The organism is Oleiagrimonas sp. C23AA, assembly GCF_011759385.1.
GTDB lineage: Bacteria > Pseudomonadota > Gammaproteobacteria > Xanthomonadales > Rhodanobacteraceae > Oleiagrimonas.
This window is the reverse complement of record NZ_JAARLY010000013.1, coordinates 40,088-57,242: the sequence shown is the minus strand read 5'-3', so window position 1 is coordinate 57,242 and position 17,155 is coordinate 40,088. Positions and strand designations below refer to the sequence as shown.

Genomic DNA, 17,155 nt, shown 5'->3' with positions numbered 1-17,155 from the left:
GCGGCGCCGGGCTCATGCGTGGGGCCAAAAAAAACGGGCGCCACCGTGATCGGCGACGCCCGTTTCCGGGGAGATGGGCCATACGGCCCGGTGCTTACTTCTTGCGGCCGCTGGCCAGGCCGCCGACGGCCACCAAGCCACCGACCACGATGCCGGCAATGCCGACCCACTGCGGAATGGCCCTGTCGTGCGTGGCGGTGAGCTTGGCCGAGCCGATCTTGGCTACGGTGTCCGTTTTCTGATAGCTGCCGCCACCGGCCACGACCCAGATACCGCCGATAAGCAGAATGATGCCAACAATCAGCAGACCGATACGCATGGGCGAACCCTTCGATAGTGGAGTTGGAATCGATCATAGCCACGCCGTAGGCCTGGCTCCATGCCTTGCGACGAGCGCGCTGCCGTGGCGTTCATCATGATGAAGGTTGTGTGGATGGCGTGGTGAAAACCGCGCCATGAACGCGTCGTGGCGCGGTGAAGGGCAACCCATAAAAAAGCCCCGAGGAAGGGGGAGTCCTCGGGGCCGGTTGAGCCCGGATCCAGGGGGGGGAGATCCGGTTTCTCGGGGGATCACTCAGGGAGATGAGTGGAGACACCGTTGCGTGCGTCTCGAAGAGATAGACGCGCGCCGACCCCTATTAGTTTCCGGGCCGTAAATTTCATTCAGTGGAAATTCACTTTTGTGAGGATGGGCCCGGTTGGGGCCGGGCCATCCTTCAAAATGCCCCGAGGACTGGGGGATCCCCGGGGCGGGTCCTGACCTTGGGGAGAAACAGGACCGGGTTCACTCATGGAGATGAAGAGTGATGCGCTCGCCTTGCACGAGCGTTTATTAGGATGCCGAGACGGGGCCAAAAGTTTTGCCTCGATTCAACATCCATTTAGATTGTATTCACTTTGAGGTCGTTTGTGCAGTCGATTTTGGCATGTGCGCCTACATTCTCATTCAATGCGCCTCATCCCAATTGGCCCCGACGCCGGCTTCGACCAGCAGCGGTACCGCCAGCGTCGCCGCGTTCTGCATGCGTTCGACGATGCCGGCGCGTAGTTCCTCGGCGTGCCCGGCGCGCACTTCAAACACCAGTTCGTCGTGTACCTGCATGAGCATGTGTGCGTCATCACGATCGCGCAGCCAGCTGGCCACGGCGATCATGGCGCGCTTGATAATGTCGGCGGCGGTGCCCTGCATCGGCGCGTTGATTGCCGCACGTTCCGCACCGGCGCGACGCGCGCCATTGCGCGAGGCGATCTCGGGCAGATAAAGGCGGCGCCCGAACAGGGTTTGCACGTAGCCATCGCGATGGGCCTGCTCGCGGGTGGCTTCCATGAAATCGCGCACGCCCGGGTAACGGGCAAAATAGGTGGCGATGTAGTCCGAGGCCTCGCCGCGGCCCACGCCCAGCTGGCGAGCAAGGCCGAATGCGCTCATGCCGTACATCAGGCCGAAGTTGATGGCCTTGGCGGCGCGGCGCTGGTTCGGCTCCACCTTCTCGGGCCCCACACCAAACACTTCCGCAGCGGTAGCGCGATGCACGTCGGCGCCTTCCTGGAAGGCTTTCATCAGGCCCTCGTCGCCGGAAAGATGCGCCATGATGCGCAGCTCGATCTGCGAATAGTCAGCTGCCAGTACCTGCCAGCCAGGTGGCGCCACGAAAGCCTGGCGAATGCGACGGCCTTCCTCGGTGCGCACCGGAATGTTCTGCAGGTTCGGTTCGGACGAGGAAATACGCCCGGTGGCCACTGCGCCCTGGTGATAGCTGGTGTGCACGCGACCGGCGGCGTCGGCGATGCCGGCCAGCTTGTCGGTGTAGGTGGAACGCAGCTTGGCCATGCCGCGGTACTCCAGGATCAGCCGCGGCAGCGCGTGGTCGTCGGCAATCGCGGCCAGCGCCTCCTCGTTGGTGGAGGGCTGGCCCTTGGGCGTTTTTACCTTGGCGGTCAGGCCCAGCTCGTCGAACAGCACGCCCTGCAGTTGCTTGGGCGAGTCCATGTTGAACTCGTGCCCGGCGGCGGCGTAGGCGGTGTTCTGGATCTCCAGCATGCGCTTGCCCAGTTCCTGGCTCTGGCGGCGCAACACGTCGGTATCGATCAGCACGCCGGTACGCTCCATCGCTGCCAGCACCGGCACCAGCGGCATCTCGATGTTCAGATACACATCGCGCAGGCCCGGTTCGGCCTCCAGCCTGGGCCACAGCACGTGGTGCAGGCGCAGGGTGATGTCGGCATCCTCGGCGGCGTAGGTGCAGGCGGTGTCCAGATCCACCTCGTCAAAGCCGATCTGCTTGGCACCCTTGCCCGCGACCTGCTCGTACTTGATGGTCTCGTAGCCCAGGTACAGTTTGGCCAGCGAGTCCATGTCGTGGCGCGTGGCGGTGGCGTTGAGCACGTACGATTCGAGCATGGTGTCGTGCGCCACGCCGCGCACGGCGATGCCGTGGTTGGCCAGCACGTTGATGTCGTACTTGGCGTGCTGGGCAAGCTTGGGACGTGATGCGTCTTCCAGGAACGGCTTCAGCGCGGCTAGTGTGGCCTCGCGATCCAGTTGCTCGGGCGCGCCGGGGTAGATGTGCTTGAGCGGGATGTAGCAGGCCTTGCCGGCCTCCACCGCCAGCGACACGCCGACCACCTCGGCCACCATCGCGTTGAGCGAGGTGGTTTCGGTATCAAAGGCCACCAGCGGCGCCTGGCTTATGCGTTCGAGCCAAGCGTCGAGCTGTGTCTGCGTGGTGACCAGCTCGTACTCGCCCTTGGCCGCCAGTGCCGCATCGGGCGCCGCCATGGCCGCTTCCAATGTGCGCGTGGCCGGCGGCTCGGCAGCCGCCGGTGCCGGCGCGGCAGCCTCGCCGTCCAGTTCCTTCAGCGCAGCCTTGAACTCGTAGCGCGTGTAAAGCTCGCGCAGTGCCTCGACATCGGCCTCGCGCAGGCCCAGGTCGTGCGGGCCGACATCCAGCGCCACGTCGGTCTTGATGGTGACCAGTTCGCGCGACAGCGGCAGCTGTTCCAGCGCATCGCGCAGGTTCTGCCCGATCTTGCCGCCGACCTCGTCGGCGCGCGCCATCAGCGTGTCCAGATCGCCAAACTGGCTCAGCCATTTGGCGGCCGTTTTCGGCCCGCACTTGGTCACGCCGGGCACGTTGTCGATGGCATCGCCGGTCAGCGCCAGGAAGTCGATGATGCGCTCGGGCGGCACGCCGTATTTCTCGACCACCGCGTCGTGATCGGTGCGCGTGTTGGTCATGGTGTTGACCAGCGACACGTGGCCGTCGACCAGCTGTGCAAAATCCTTGTCGCCGGTGGAGATGATCACCTCGATGCCTTCGGCGGCGGCCTGGCGCGCCAGGGTGCCGATCACATCGTCGGCCTCCACGCCCGGTACGCGCAGGATCGGGAAACCCAGCGCGCCGACGATGGCCAGCATCGGCTCGATCTGGCTGCGCAGCTCGTCGGGCATCGGCGGGCGGTTGGCCTTGTACTGCTCGTACATCTGGTCGCGGAAGGTGGGCCCGGGCGCGTCCTGCACGAAAGCCACGTAGGTGGCGCCGGCCTTCAGCGTGGCGCGCAGCATGTTGACCACGCCAAACAGCGCGCCGGTGGGTTCGCCCTGGGCGTTTGTCAGCGGTGGCAGCGCGTGGAAGGCGCGATACAGGTAGGAGGAGCCGTCAATCAGGATCATCGATTTCATGCGCCTGATTTTCGCACGGCTGGCGCCTTCGCGCGTGGGCCAAGCATTCACGCTGTGTGGTCGGCCCGCGCTGCTATGCTTGCCGCCACGCCAACGCGGAGATGTCCCATGAAATTGAGCTACCTGTTCATTGCCGGCGTCACCGCCGCCCTGGCCACCACGCCGGTACTGGCGCAGCAGGATACCCAGCCGGCACCGCCTCCGCCGGGTCTGAACGATCCGGGCGTGAAGGCCAAGGCGCCGCCGCCGCAGCACACGCATACGCCACCCCCGCAGAGCGCGCGGCAGATCCAGAAGCAGTCGCTGCAGCCGGAACTGCCGGCCAAGATCAAGAGCGGCCAGCCGATGCCCGATGTGAAGGTGCACAACGAGGGCGACAAGACGGTCGAGGAATACAGCCGCAACGGTCAGGTCTACATGGTGCGGGTGACGCCCAAGCACGGCGTGCCGTACACCTACATGGTCGGCAACGACGGCAGGCTGCATGGCCAGAACGGCGCGCCGCCGGTCACCCCGACCATGTACAAGGTGCTTGAGTGGGGCAAGCCGCCCAAGCCGGTCGATGACGGTGATCAAGGCGACGGCGATCAGTGAGAGCGCGACACCGCTGATCCATACCGTGGCCGCGGTCATCCGCGATGCGTGCGGTCGCGTGCTGCTGGTGCAAAAACACGGCAGCGACTACTGGATACAGCCTGGCGGCAAGTGCGAACGTGGCGAGTCGCCAACGCAAACCCTGCGCCGCGAATTGCTCGAGGAACTGGGCTGCGCGCCACGGGAGGCCTCGGTGCGTGCACTGGGCCAGTTCGAGGATGCGGCGGTGCATGAACCGGGCTGGCGCGTGCGCGCGCAGGTATTCGAGGTGGTGCTGGATGGCGAGCCACGCGCCGCGGCGGAAATTGCCGCCCTGCACTGGGTCAGCTTGCCGCCTGATCCGGCGTTGCCGATTGCGCCATTGAGTCGCCGGCACATTCTGCCGCGCCTGGCCTGAGATCTCATTGCCAGTGACAAAAAAGCCCGCCGGATGAAGGCGGGCTTTGTTTTGCGTCGATTGGCCGCAGGCCGCGCCTTAGTGACGGAAGTGACGCATGCCAGTGAACACCATGGCCATGTCGTGCTCGTCGGCGGCGGCAATCACCTCCGCGTCGCGCATCGATCCGCCAGGCTGGATCACCGCGGCAATGCCGGCCTGCGCGGCCGCGTCGATGCCGTCGCGGAACGGGAAGAACGCATCGGACGCCATCACGCTGCCGGGTACGGTCAGGCCGGCCTCCTCGGCCTTCATGGCGGCGATCCTGGCGCTGATCACGCGGCTCATCTGGCCGGCGCCAATGCCGATGCTCTGGCTGTCCTTGGCGTAGACGATGGCGTTGGATTTCACATACATCGCCACATGCCAGGCAAACAGCAGGTCCTTGAGCTGCTCGGCGCTGGGCACGCGGTTGGAGACCACCTTCAGGTCGTCGACCAGCAGCGTGTCGCGATCGGTATCCTGCACCAGCAGGCCGCCGGCCACGCGCTTGTACTCGAAGCTGTGCGCCGGCTGCTCCGGCCAGGCGCCGGTGGCCAGCACGCGCACATTGGGCTTCTTGGCGAAGGCGGCCAGGGCATCGTCGGCCACGCTGGGCGCGATCACCACTTCGACAAACTGGCGCGACAGGATGTGCTGGGCGGTCTCGGCGTCCAGCGCATGGTTGAAGGCGATGATGCCGCCGAACGAGGACACAGGGTCGCAGGCGAAGGCGCGGTCGTAGGCTTCGCGGATGTTGGCGCCCAGCGCCACGCCGCAGGGGTTGGCGTGCTTGACGATGACGCAGGCCGGCACGCGCTGGAATGCCTTCACGCACTCCAGTGCGGCATCGGCATCGGCAATGTTGTTGTACGACAGCGCCTTGCCGGCCAGCACGCGGGCGTTGGCGATGATGCCCTGCGCCGGTGCGTCCGCTTCCAGGTACAGCGCGCCGCCCTGGTGCGGGTTTTCGCCGTAGCGCAGCGTCTGTGCGCGCTTGAGCGCCAGATGCAGGGTCGGCGCGAACGGCGAGGCCTGCTCTTCTTCACCCACCCGCGCGCCCAGCCAGTCGGCGATCATGCCGTCATACTTGGCGGTGTGCGCATAGGCCTTGGCCGCCAGGCGCCGGCGCAGCGCCTCGGTGGTGCCGCCGTGCGTGCGCAGGGTGTCGATCAGTTCGGCGTAATCGCCCGGATCGACCACCACCAGCACGCGATCATGGTTCTTGGCCGCCGCGCGCAGCATGGCCGGGCCGCCAATGTCGATGTTCTCGATGGCATCGCCATAGCTGCAATCGGGCTTCGCCACGGTCTTGGCGAACGGGTACAGGTTGACCACCAGCAGGTCAATCGGCTCGATGCCGTGCTCGGCCATGACCGCATCATCGGTCTGGCGTCGGCCCAGCAGGCCGCCGTGGATGGCCGGGTGCAGCGTCTTGACGCGCCCGTCCATGATCTCGGGAAAACCGGTGACGGCGCTGACATCGGTGACCGGCACCTCGGCCTCGCGCAAGGCGCGGGCACTGCCGCCGGTGGAGATCAGGCTGACACCCAGGGTGTCCAGGGCGCGACCGAGATCGGTCAGGCCGTGCTTGTCCGAGACGCTCAAGAGGGCGCGGCGAACCGGGATGATGCGCTGGTCGGTCATGGAGGCTTCCCGTTGGAAAGCGCGAAATTATAACCGCATGCGCTGCCGTGCTGGTGGATCGATATCGCGTGGTGGTCACAAAAACGGACGGCCAAACGCGATTCGCCCACGCCAGTAGCGGGATTCAGATGATGCCGTACAGCGCCAGCTTCTTGCGCAGCGTGGCTCGGTTGATGCCCAGCGCGGCGGCGGCGCGGCTCTGGTTGCCCTCGTGCCAGGCCAGTACCTCGCGAAGCAGTGGCGCCTCGACCTCGCTCATGACCAGCGAGAACAGGCCTTCGCTGCATTCGGTATCCCCGATGTCGTCCAGATAGCGGCGCACGGTACGGGTGACACACTCACTGAGCACGCTCTGCGTCGAGGTCTCGGCCTCATCCCCGGCATGAGGCAGTCTGACGGCATTCACTCCCATATCCCTTCAAGTTCTTGCGCTGCTGCCGGCACGATGGATGTGTGCGGCGCGCGCTTGTTGTTGTGTGAGACGGCGATGGTGGTTCGGTCGGTGCACACCCGACGCCAACGGCCGGGCGAAGGATCGAGTTTACCCGCCCGGGCGCCGGTTTTTAAGTGCCGCGTCGTCGATGGCTGTGACATGGACGGCCAAACGCACCCGTTCGGGCATGCCCAAAGCGCCCGCTGGTGCGGCAAACAAGCCCTTTAGCGGAAGGCAAATTCGAAGGCCACGGCGCGGTGGCCGGGGTCCTTGACCTCGAACACCAGTGCCGCGCTGGCGCCCGGTGCCAGCCCGGCCGCCCGCACCTGCGGGTCGGCGATGTATTCGCTTGGCCTGAAGCGGCGCATGGCCACCCGGTGTTCGTTCAGGTCGGACAGGGTGATCGAGACCACCGGGTAGGGCTGGGTGAAGCCGGCATCGTTGCGCATGGTCGCGCTGATGATCAGCGCGCCGGGCACCGAGGGGTGTGGGCGGATGTCGCGCGAGACCATCTGTAGCTGCGCCAGATCGCGTGTGGGCGGCAGGTTGCAGCCCAGGCGGTCGCACAGCTGCTGGGCAAAGCCACGTGCGGCGGGAAATTCGCCCCAGTGCGCACGTTCGGCCCAGGTCAGTTGTGCCGTCAGCACCAGGGTCAGTACAAGGCAGCCGAGAGCCCAGCGCATCCCGGAACCCGCCCGCCTGCGGCGGGTTCGGCGCGCGAAGGAGGGGTGCATCACGCCGGATCCATCCGACGCCGCCGGGAGGGGCTCGGCCGGCGTGTCCTGCGCGGCGCCGGGCCGATAAACCGCCGATATCAGCATCGCCGGTGACGGGCTGCCCGGATGGCGTTCCAGTGCGTCAAACGGTTCCGGCGGCAGCGCCTCGGCCAGGCTGGCCAGGCCGTCAAAGGTGGCGCCGCAATGCCCGCAGGCCACGCTGCCGCGCGCTTGCGCCAACTCGGAGGCGGTCAGCGCATAGATGGTCTGGCACTCGGGACACTGCGTGTACATGGGCCGATTCTAAGCGCAGCCGGTGGCTGCTGGCATGTCGGCGCAGGTCGCGCCGTGTGGACGTCAGGCCTTGCGCCGGCCGCTGATACGCACCCAGTCCTCGCGCATCTCGGTGGAAAGATCCTCAAACCACGGCGCGTAGGCTTCCAGCAATTCCTCGTGCTGGCCGTTCAGGATGCCCGACAGCGCGAACGGCGCGCCGGCACCGGTCAGCTCGGCAAAGCGCGGCACCAGCTCCAGTAGTGGGCCGGCCAGGATGTTGGCCACGAACACATCGGCCGGCTCGGTCGGCGCGTCTTCCGGCAGATACACCGACAGGCGCTCGCCGACACCGTTGCGGCTGGCGTTGTCGGCCGAGGCCGATAGTGCCTGCGGATCATTGTCGACGCCGATGGCTTGCGCCGCGCCCAGCTTCAGCGCCGCCAGCGCCAACACGCCCGAACCGCAGCCATAGTCGATCAGACGCTTGCCGGAAAGCGCCAGGCCATCGAGCCATTCCAGACACAGCGCCGTGGTCGGATGCGTGCCGGTGCCAAAGGCCAGGCCCGGGTCCAGATGCACCACCACTGCGCCTTCGGCGGTGTCGCCCTCGTAGTTCCACGGGTGGATCCACAGCCTGTGGCCAAAGCGCATGGGCTGGAACTGGTCCATCCAGGCGCGTTCCCAGTCCTGGTCCTCGACGCGGCGAAAGCTGATCTGCTCGGGTGAAAGCCCGGCTACCTGCGCGCCCAGGGCATCGCTCAGGGCGCGCTGATCGGCATCGGCGTCGAACAGCGCGTTGAGCACCACGCCCTGCCACAGCGGCGTTTCGCCCACGCCCGGCTCGAAGATGGCGCGCTCGTCCGGTGTCTCGGCGTCGGCATCGGCCAGGGTGATGGCCTGCGCGCCCAGTGCTTCCAGGGCAGATTCCACCGCCGGTTGCTGCGCCGCGGTCACGGTGAGGGAAAGTTCAAGCCAGGGCATGGTATCGGCCAGTATTGCGTGCGAAGCGGGGCGACCAGGGAAGCCGCCCCGCGTGTCCATCAACCTAGGTTGATGGCCTTTTCCTGCTGTTCGGCGATGCGCTTTTCCAGGTAGTGGATGTTCTGGCCACCGGCCTGGAAGCCGCCGTCATTCATGATGCGCTGCTGCAGCGGGATATTGGTCTTGATGCCTTCCAGCACCATTTCCGACAGCGCGATGCGCATGCGCGCGATAGCCGTTTCGCGATCCTGCCCGTGCACGATCAGCTTGCCGATCATCGAATCGTAGTTGGGCGGAATCTTGTAGCCGTCGTACAGGTGCGTATCCACGCGCACACCGGGGCCGCCGGCGGCCTCGAAACGCTTCACCGTGCCCGGCGAGGGCATGAAGGTGTCCGGATCCTCGGCGTTGATGCGGCACTCGATGGCATGACCGGTGATGGTGACATCCTCCTGGCGGATCGAGAGTTTCTCGCCGCTGGCCACCAGCAGCTGCTCGCGCACCAGGTCGACGCCGGTGATCAGCTCGGTGACCGGGTGCTCGACCTGGATGCGAGTGTTCATCTCGATGAAGTAGAAGCGCCCGTCCTGGTACAGGAACTCGAAGGTGCCGGCACCGCGATAGCCGATGCGCAGGCAGGCGTCGGTGCAGACCTTGCCGATCTCGGCGCGCTGCTCGGGTGTGATGCCCGGCGCCGGCGCTTCCTCGACCACCTTCTGGTGACGACGCTGCATGGAGCAGTCGCGCTCGCCCAGATGGATGGCGTTGCCCTGGCCATCGGCCATCACCTGGATTTCCACATGGCGCGGATTTTCCAGGAATTTCTCCATGTACACCTGATCGTTGCCGAAGGCCGCCTTGGCCTCCTGCTTGGTCAGGGTGATGGCGTTGTGCAGGTGTGCCTCGGTGCGCACCACGCGCATGCCGCGCCCACCGCCGCCGCCGGCCGCCTTGATGATCACCGGGTAGCCGATGTCACGGGCGATGCGGCCGTTCTCGTCCATGTCCTCGCCCAGCGGTCCGCCGGAGCCGGGCACGCACGGCACGCCGGCCTGCTTCATGGCGCGGATGGCTTCGACCTTGTCGCCCATCATGCGGATGGTGTCGGCCTTGGGGCCGATGAATATGAAGCCGGACTGCTCCACCTGCTCGGCAAAGTCGGCGTTCTCGGAGAGAAAACCGTAGCCGGGGTGGATGGCGGTGGCGTCGGTGACTTCGGCCGCGGCGATGATGGCCGGAATGTGCAGATAGCTCTGCGCGCCGGCCGGCGGGCCGATGCACACCGACTCGTCGGCCATGCCGACGTGCTTGAGATTGCGGTCCACGGTGGAATGCACGGCCACCGTCTTGATGCCCAGCGCATGGCAGGCACGCAAAACGCGCAGTGCAATTTCGCCGCGATTGGCGATGAGTACTTTGTCTAGCATGGGAGATCAGGCCTCGCTGTGGCAGTGCCAGTCCGCGTTGCGCCATTTCGGCGCGAACCGCGCTGCGCCAGCCGTGTCATCGGTGGCGCGAGCGCTGGCAGACGGCCGTCATGTCGTGATCAGGCAATAACGAACATGGCTTCGTCGAATTCGACGGGCTGGCCGTTTTCCACCTGGATGGCGACGACCGTGCCGCTGACCTCGGACTCGATCTGGTTGAACATCTTCATCGCTTCGATGATGCCCAGCGTATCGCCGGCCTGGACCTTCTGGCCGACCTCGACGAACGGCTCGGCGTCCGGCGAGGACGATGAGTAGAACGTGCCGACGATCGGCGCACGCACCACGGTGCCGGCCGGCAGGTCATCACCCTTGGCCGGTGCGGCCTCGGCGGTGGCCGGTGCTTGCGCCGGTGCGGCGGCGGGCTGGGCCTGCGGCGCGACCTGCTGCGGTGCCATCGCGGCCGGCTGTGCGGCAACGGCGACGCCGCCCTTGGGCACGCGCGACAGGCGCACCACTTCCTCGCCTTCCTTGATTTCCAGCTCGGCGAGGTTGGATTCCTCGAGCAGGTCGATCAGCTTCTTGATCTTGCGTAGATCCATGGGACAGGGCCTTGAGAATGTCAGTGGATACGAAAACCGTGCGTCAGACCGACAGACGGTTCAGCGCCGCTTCCAGTGCCAGCCGGTAGCTGTCGGCACCGAAGCCTGCGATCACGCCGATGGCGAGATCGGAAAAATACGAGTGGTGGCGGAACGGTTCGCGCGCATGCGGGTTGGACAGGTGGATTTCCACAAACGGAATATCCACCGCCGCCAGCGCATCGCGCATGGCCACGCTGGTGTGGGTGAAGGCGGCCGGGTTGATCAGGATCACCGCCACGCCTTCGTCGCGCGCCTGGTGGATGCGGCTGATCAGCTCGTGCTCGGCATTGGACTGGTACCAGCCCAACTCGTGCCCGGCCGCTTCGGTGCGACCGGCTAGCGCGGCGTTGATCTCGGCCAGGTTCTCGCGGCCGTAGATCTCCGGCTCACGCACGCCGAGCAGGTTCAGGTTGGGTCCGTGCAGGACAAGGATCTTGGCCACGGGCACTCACTTCACGTCAGGCGGAGGGGCCGCCAAAGTGCAGAGTGTGCGCGCGATGATTTCGATTGTCCAGATCGGCGCAGATCGGCGACGTTCATTGACGTTCGAACCATTGTTTGAATTTGGGCGGCCAAATGGTCTCGCTGGGCATCAATCCAGCCACCAGTGCAACTGCACGGCCACCAGCGGACCGTAGTGGGTCGCCTTGATGCGTCCGTCCGGGGCCACCAGCACGCTGAAGGGCAGTGCGCCCATGGTGTCGCCGAAGCGGGCGCTGAGTGCGCTGTTGCCGGTGCCACCCAACAGCACCGGGTAGTTCAGCGGGTGGGTGGCCAGAAAAGCGTGCACCGCCTGCGGCGTATCCAGGGCGATACCGACGATCTGCACCGATCCGGCCAGGCGCTTCTGCGCCGCGATCAGATGCGGCATCTCGCGCCGGCACGGCTGGCACCAGGTGGCCCAGAAATTGATGAGCACGGTCTTGCCATGCCACTGGTCCAGCCGGTAGCGCCGCCCGTCGGCGCCGGTGAAGGCAAGTGCCGGCAGCCGGTCGCCCTTGCCGAGCATGGTTGTGCCTTTCGGGGCGGCCGGTTGCTGATGGCGCAGCGCCGCCTGCAGCAACTGGTCGCCGAGGCGGGTCTGGACAAGCAGCCGCATCAGTGCCGGCGGCGGCCCGCCATAGTGTATCCAGCTGCCGGCGAAAGCGACGGCGCCACCCACCACGACCGCGGCCAGCACGATCAGCAGGTGACTGTGGCGCCGCCAGCCCATCAGTGTGCCGCGGCCTTGGTCAGCGCCTCGCGCACGATGCCCATGGTCAGCACGTTGGGCAGCTTGGTGCCCTCGCTACCATCGGCCGGAAACACCACGTACACCGGCACGCCGGGCGAGTGATAGCGCTGCAGGAAGGCGGTGATGGCCGGATCTTCATTGGTCCAGTCGCCCTTCATGTAGATGGCGCCGGTCTTCTTCAGCAGCTGTTTGAAGCCATCGGTATCGAGCACCGCGTGTTCGTTGGCCTTGCAGGTGATGCACCAGTCGGCGGTCATGTCCACGAACACCGGCTTGCCACTCTTGCGCAGTTGCGCAAGCTTGGCCGGGGTGAAGGCGACCACGCCCTGCTGCGCCGCCTGCGTGTGGCTGGGTGCCGGCATGCGCGCGATCATCACCAGCGGCACCAGCGCGATCAGCAGCAGCACGCCAGCAGTCACCTTGCTGCCCGCACCGCGATGGCGCGAGCGCTCGAACCACCACAGGCCCAGTGCCAGTAGCACCGAGCCGACCAGCAGCAAACCGACACCGTCGGCGCCGCGCTGGTGGGTCAGCACCCAGGCCAGCCAGGCCGCCGTCAGGTACAGCGGGAAGGCCAGGATCTCCTTGAGCGTTTCCATCCAGGCGCCCGGCTTGGGCAGCCAGCGGCCCAGTGCCGGCACAAAGCCGATCAACAGGAACGGCAAGGCCAGGCCAATACCCAGGGCCAGGAACACCAGCAGCGCGTACAGCGGCGGTGCGGCGAAGGCGAAGGCCAGCGCCGTGCCCATCGCCGGCGCCGTGCAGGGGCTGGCCACCACCACTGCCAGCACGCCGGTGAAGAAATCACCCGAGGCGCCCGAGCGCGAGGCCAGTGATTGGCCGGTGCCGGCAAGGCCGGCGCCAAACTGCACCACACCCGAGAACGACAGGCCCATGGCCAGGATGATGTAGGCCAGAATGGCCACGAACACCGGTTGCTGCAGCTGGAAGCCCCAGCCGTAGGCCATGCCGGCGGCACGCAGGCCCAGCACGGCCAGACCGACCACGGCGAACGAGACCATTACGCCGGCGGTGTAGAACAACGCATGGCGGCGCGAAGCGGCCTTGCCTTCACGGCTTTCCAGCAGGCCAATGGCCTTGATCGACAGCACCGGCAACACGCACGGCATCAGGTTCAGCAGCAGGCCGCCGCCCAGGGCCAGCAGCAGTGCGCTGAGCAGTGAAGTTTGCGGCGCGGTGGGCGCGGTCTTGGCGTTGGCGGGGGCCTTGCCGGCGGCCATGGCGCTGCCGCCATCCAGCGGCACCGAAACCTGGCGCGTCATCTGCGGATAGCAGGTGCTGTGCTCCAGGCAGCCCTGGAAGGTGGCCTGTACGGTCACGGCCTTGGCCGCATCGGCGCTGCGGGTCAGCTTCACCGGCACATCTACCTCGTTGAAGTAGACGATGGCATCGCCGTTGAATTGATCGTGGTGTGCCGTGCCCGAGGGCCACTGCAGCTGGCCCAGGGTGATGCCCTTGCCGGCCAGCTTGATGATCTGGGTCTTGTCGCGATACAGGTAGTAGCCCGGCGGCATCACCCAGCGCAGCATCAGCTGGGTGGGCGAGGTGGCGATGGCGTCGAACTTGAAAGCCTGGTCGGCCGGCAGTGGCTGGCCATTGCCGGCTTGCGTGCTGCGCGCCGGCAACAGGCCCGCACCGGATGACTTGCCCGCGTCCTGCTTGTTGGCGGCGTCCGTCCCGGCGCCAGTAGCCGGCAGCTTCAGCGACAGGTGCATGGTGTACGGCGGGTAGCAGATCTTCGGATCGACCTCATGACAGCCTTGCACGCGCACATCCAGCTTGGCCGTGCGCACGCCGTCTTGGGCGACCGTGTACGGCAGCGTGGCGTCGATCTGGTGGTGATAGATCTCGATATTGCCCAGGTACTCATCGTGCTCTTTCTGCCCGTCGGGCAGCTGCAACTTGCCCAGCTTGAGCACGTCATCGGGCGAGCTGACTGCAAAGCGCGCGCGGTACAGGTAGTAGTGGTCGGCCAGCGTGAAGTGCAGGGCGATGCTGCCCGGCTTCTCGATCTTGGCACTGACCTTGTAGGCCTGTTCGACCGGCAGCAGGCCATCTTGCGCCTGCGCCGGCAGCGCGACGGCGAGCAGGCCCACGATGGCGGTGACAGTGAGCAGCGCGCGGCGGCTCCAGGTGGTGAGACTCATCATGACTCCAGGGCGAGACCATCGCGGGCGATGATCGACGGGGACGGCAAGCATCGACGGGCGTCAATGGCGCTCATGTGGGGTTGCCGACAGCGGCCTGCAACCAGGCCAGATACGGCGTGTGACCGGCCTCGATGGGCAGCGCGATCAGCTCCGGCACATCATACGGATGCAGCGCCAGCACGGCCTTTTCGAGGGCTTCAAGACGTGCGGCGGTGGTCTTGATCAGCAGCAGGTGCTCGGCGTCCTCCTCGATCTGACCCTGCCAGGCGTAGGTCGAGACCAGTCCCGGCACGCGGCTGACACAGGCGGCCAACTGCCGCTCCACCAGGGCGCGCGCCAGCGTGGCGGCCGAGTCCTGGTCCGGGCAGGTGCAAAGCACCAGTTGTGCGCGATCGCTCGATGACATGCAGGTGTTGATTCACAGGGACGGATGGACGCCGAGCATAGGCATGGTGGGTCCGGAACGGCAAAGGTCGAAAGTTCAGGTCATCGTTCCAGACCGGCCTTTTCGGCAAAAAATTTCACCCTGTGCTCTTGAAAGGGCTCGGCGCGTCCGCATCTGCCATGTCAGACACGGATCTTGCGAAGATCTCGTGCGCGACTAAAATTGGCACTCAGCACCATCGAGTGCTAACAAGATGGTCTTTTTTCTTTAAACCTCAGACTGTTGGTGGAATTGTCATGAGCAAACTGCGTCCGTTGCACGATCGCGTCATCGTCAAGCGCCTGGAAGAAGAGAAGGTCTCGGCCGGCGGCATCGTCATTCCCGATTCGGCCACCGAGAAGCCGATCCGCGGCGAAGTGCTGGCCGCCGGTGAGGGCAAGATCCTGGATGACGGCAAGGTGCGCCCGATGGCCGTCAAGACCGGCGACAAGGTCCTGTTCGGCAAGTACTCGGGTACCGAGGTGAAGGTCGAAGGCGAAGAGCTGCTGGTTCTGCGCGAAGACGACATCGTGGCGGTGATCGAGGGCTGAGCGTCCGCTCGCCGCATCGCCGTTGAACCTGTTCTCATCCAAGATTTGAAGGAATCATCCCATGGCAGCTAAAGAAGTACGTTTTGGCGAAGACGCCCGCGCCCGCATCCTGAAGGGCGTCAACACCCTGGCCAATGCGGTCAAGGTCACGCTGGGCCCGAAGGGTCGCAATGTGGTGCTGGAAAAGAGCTTCGGTGCTCCCACCATCACCAAGGACGGCGTTTCCGTCGCCAAGGAAATCGAGCTTTCGGACAAGTACGAGAACCTGGGCGCGCAGATCGTCAAGGAAGCTTCGTCCAAGACCTCCGACGTGGCCGGTGACGGCACCACCACCGCCACCGTGCTGGCGCAGGCGTTCATCCGCGAGGGCCTGAAGGCCGTCGCCGCCGGCGTCAACCCGATGGATCTCAAGCGCGGCATCGACAAGGCCGTGATCGCCGCCGTCGGTGAGCTGAAGAACCTGTCCAAGCCCACCGCCGACGACAAGGCCATCGCCCAGGTCGGCACCATCTCGGCCAACTCCGATGCCAACATCGGCGACATCATTGCCGATGCCATGAAGAAGGTCGGCAAGGAAGGCGTGATCACGGTCGAGGAAGGCTCGGGCCTGGAGAACGAGCTGGACGTGGTCGAGGGCATGCAGTTCGATCGCGGCTACCTGTCGCCGTACTTCATCAACAACCAGCAGAGCCAGCAGGTCGAGCTGGACGACCCGTTCATCCTGCTGCACGACAAGAAGGTCTCCAATGTGCGTGACCTGCTGCCGGTGCTCGAGGCTGTCGCCAAGGCCGGCAAGCCGCTGCTGATCGTGGCCGAGGAAGTCGAAGGCGAGGCGCTGGCCACGCTGGTGGTCAACACCATTCGCGGCATCGTCAAGGTCGCCGCCGTCAAGGCGCCGGGCTTCGGTGATCGTCGCAAGGCCATGCTCGAGGATATGGCCGTGCTGACCGCCGGTCAGGTCATTTCCGAGGAAGTGGGCCTGCAGCTGGACAAGACCACCATCAACGACTTGGGTCGTGCCAAGCGCGTGGTCATCACCAAGGAAAACACCACCATCATCGACGGTGCCGGCGACGCCGAGAAGATCGAATCGCGCATCGGCCAGATCAAGGCGCAGATCGAGGAGACCTCCTCCGACTACGACCGCGAGAAGCTGCAGGAGCGTGTGGCCAAGCTGGCCGGTGGTGTGGCCGTGATCAAGGTCGGCGCTGCCACCGAGGTCGAGATGAAGGAGAAGAAGGCGCGCGTCGAAGACGCCCTGCACGCCACCCGTGCGGCCGTCGAGGAAGGCGTGGTGCCGGGCGGCGGTGTCGCCCTGATCCGTGCGCTGTCCGCCGTCGAGGGCCTGACCGGCGACAACCAGGACCAGAACCTGGGTATCGCCATCACCCGTCGTGCGCTGGAAGCCCCGCTGCGTGAAATCACCGCCAACGCCGGTGACGAGCCGAGCGTGGTCGTGAACAGGGTCAAGGAAGGCTCCGGCAACTTCGGCTACAACGCCGCCACCGGTGAATTCGGCGACATGATCGAGTTCGGCATCCTGGATCCGACCAAGGTGACCCGTTCGGCGCTGCAGAACGCCGCTTCCGTGGCCGGCCTGGCCATCACCACCGAGGCCATCGTCGCCGAGTTGCCGAAGAAGGACGACGGCGCCGATGCCGCCGCCGGCATGGGTGGCATGGGCGGTATGGGTGGCATGGGCGGCATGATGTAAGCCCAGCTGTTCCCGGTAGTAAACGAGAAAACCCCGCCTTGTGCGGGGTTTTCTTTTGTCCGGTCCTCGCCGCCGGGACAAGCTGTTCCGGCGATGGTCGCTTCCGGCATGCCCCGTACAACTCCGATTGATTTGAGTGGGTCTGGTGTATTGGCGCGGTGCGGTCTGATGGAAGCACCTGGTCTTGCCATCGATCCGGGTGTGAAGGTGTCTTAACTAGTGGGAGCGTGTGCCGGTCAAGAGCGG

Annotated in this window: 16 protein-coding genes; 4 read left to right on the top strand and 12 right to left on the bottom strand. The window is 65.7% G+C overall.

From position 1 onward, the window contains the following. Positions 1–94 precede the first annotated feature (94 nt). Together HBF24_RS16715 and polA are read right to left on the bottom strand one after the other, a co-directional pair. Positions 95–319, bottom strand: a complete 225-nt coding sequence (locus HBF24_RS16715) for a hypothetical protein (protein ID WP_167175637.1) — start codon at positions 317–319, stop codon at positions 95–97. A gap of 627 nt (positions 320–946) precedes the next feature. After that, complete coding sequence (polA, locus tag HBF24_RS16710) at positions 947–3,682, bottom strand: DNA polymerase I (RefSeq protein WP_167175634.1); 2,736 nt, start codon at positions 3,680–3,682, stop codon at positions 947–949. A 108-nt stretch (positions 3,683–3,790) separates the two neighbouring features. On the opposite strand from polA, the gene HBF24_RS16705 reads away from it, so the two are divergent. Further along, a complete protein-coding gene (locus tag HBF24_RS16705) occupies positions 3,791–4,276 on the top strand; it encodes a DUF2782 domain-containing protein (protein ID WP_167175631.1) in 486 nt (161 codons plus the stop codon). After that, entirely contained in the window at positions 4,245–4,673 is a 429-nt protein-coding gene (locus HBF24_RS16700) for an NUDIX domain-containing protein (protein ID WP_167175628.1), read from the top strand. Before HBF24_RS16705 ends, HBF24_RS16700 begins: the two co-directional genes overlap by 32 nt. 78 nt (positions 4,674–4,751) lie before the next feature. Here the strand turns inward: HBF24_RS16700 and purH are convergent, their stop codons facing one another. The 10 genes from purH to cutA form a co-directional block, all read right to left on the bottom strand. Then, positions 4,752–6,338, bottom strand: a complete 1,587-nt coding sequence (gene purH / locus HBF24_RS16695) for a bifunctional phosphoribosylaminoimidazolecarboxamide formyltransferase/IMP cyclohydrolase (RefSeq protein WP_167175625.1) — start codon at positions 6,336–6,338, stop codon at positions 4,752–4,754. 124 nt (positions 6,339–6,462) lie between these two features. Beyond that, positions 6,463–6,750 (bottom strand): helix-turn-helix domain-containing protein, encoded by a 288-nt coding sequence (locus HBF24_RS16690; RefSeq protein ID WP_167175622.1) that lies wholly within the window; start codon positions 6,748–6,750, stop codon positions 6,463–6,465. 245 nt (positions 6,751–6,995) lie between these two features. Then, positions 6,996–7,781: a zinc-ribbon and DUF3426 domain-containing protein gene (locus HBF24_RS16685; RefSeq protein ID WP_167175619.1), complete on the bottom strand. Its 786-nt coding sequence runs from the start codon at positions 7,779–7,781 to the stop codon at positions 6,996–6,998. Between the two features lie 63 nt (positions 7,782–7,844). Continuing rightward, entirely contained in the window at positions 7,845–8,744 is a 900-nt protein-coding gene (gene prmA, locus HBF24_RS16680; RefSeq protein WP_167175616.1) for a 50S ribosomal protein L11 methyltransferase, read from the bottom strand. A 59-nt stretch (positions 8,745–8,803) separates the two neighbouring features. Further along, positions 8,804–10,171, bottom strand: a complete 1,368-nt coding sequence (accC, locus tag HBF24_RS16675) for an acetyl-CoA carboxylase biotin carboxylase subunit (RefSeq protein WP_167175613.1) — start codon at positions 10,169–10,171, stop codon at positions 8,804–8,806. Positions 10,172–10,290: 119 nt separating this feature from the next. Next, positions 10,291–10,773: an acetyl-CoA carboxylase biotin carboxyl carrier protein gene (gene accB, locus HBF24_RS16670; RefSeq protein WP_167175611.1), complete on the bottom strand. Its 483-nt coding sequence runs from the start codon at positions 10,771–10,773 to the stop codon at positions 10,291–10,293. 43 nt (positions 10,774–10,816) lie between these two features. Continuing rightward, positions 10,817–11,257 carry a type II 3-dehydroquinate dehydratase gene (aroQ, locus tag HBF24_RS16665; RefSeq protein WP_167175608.1) on the bottom strand — a complete coding sequence of 147 codons (441 nt, stop codon included), beginning with the start codon at positions 11,255–11,257 and terminating at the stop codon, positions 10,817–10,819. Between the two features lie 150 nt (positions 11,258–11,407). Next, positions 11,408–12,028: a TlpA disulfide reductase family protein gene (locus tag HBF24_RS16660; protein WP_167175605.1), complete on the bottom strand. Its 621-nt coding sequence runs from the start codon at positions 12,026–12,028 to the stop codon at positions 11,408–11,410. Next, positions 12,028–14,217: a protein-disulfide reductase DsbD gene (locus HBF24_RS16655; protein WP_343162791.1), complete on the bottom strand. Its 2,190-nt coding sequence runs from the start codon at positions 14,215–14,217 to the stop codon at positions 12,028–12,030. Before HBF24_RS16655 ends, HBF24_RS16660 begins: the two co-directional genes overlap by 1 nt. A 73-nt stretch (positions 14,218–14,290) precedes the next feature. Continuing rightward, positions 14,291–14,626, bottom strand: coding sequence for a divalent-cation tolerance protein CutA (gene cutA / locus HBF24_RS16650; RefSeq protein WP_167175599.1), 336 nt, complete (start codon positions 14,624–14,626; stop codon positions 14,291–14,293). Positions 14,627–14,901: 275 nt separating this feature from the next. On the opposite strand from cutA, the gene groES reads away from it, so the two are divergent. Together groES and groL are read left to right on the top strand one after the other, a co-directional pair. Further along, a complete protein-coding gene (gene groES / locus HBF24_RS16645) occupies positions 14,902–15,195 on the top strand; it encodes a co-chaperone GroES (RefSeq protein ID WP_167175596.1) in 294 nt (97 codons plus the stop codon). A 61-nt stretch (positions 15,196–15,256) separates the two neighbouring features. Next, positions 15,257–16,909, top strand: a complete 1,653-nt coding sequence (gene groL, locus HBF24_RS16640; RefSeq protein ID WP_167175593.1) for a chaperonin GroEL — start codon at positions 15,257–15,259, stop codon at positions 16,907–16,909. Positions 16,910–17,155: the final 246 nt, after the last annotated feature.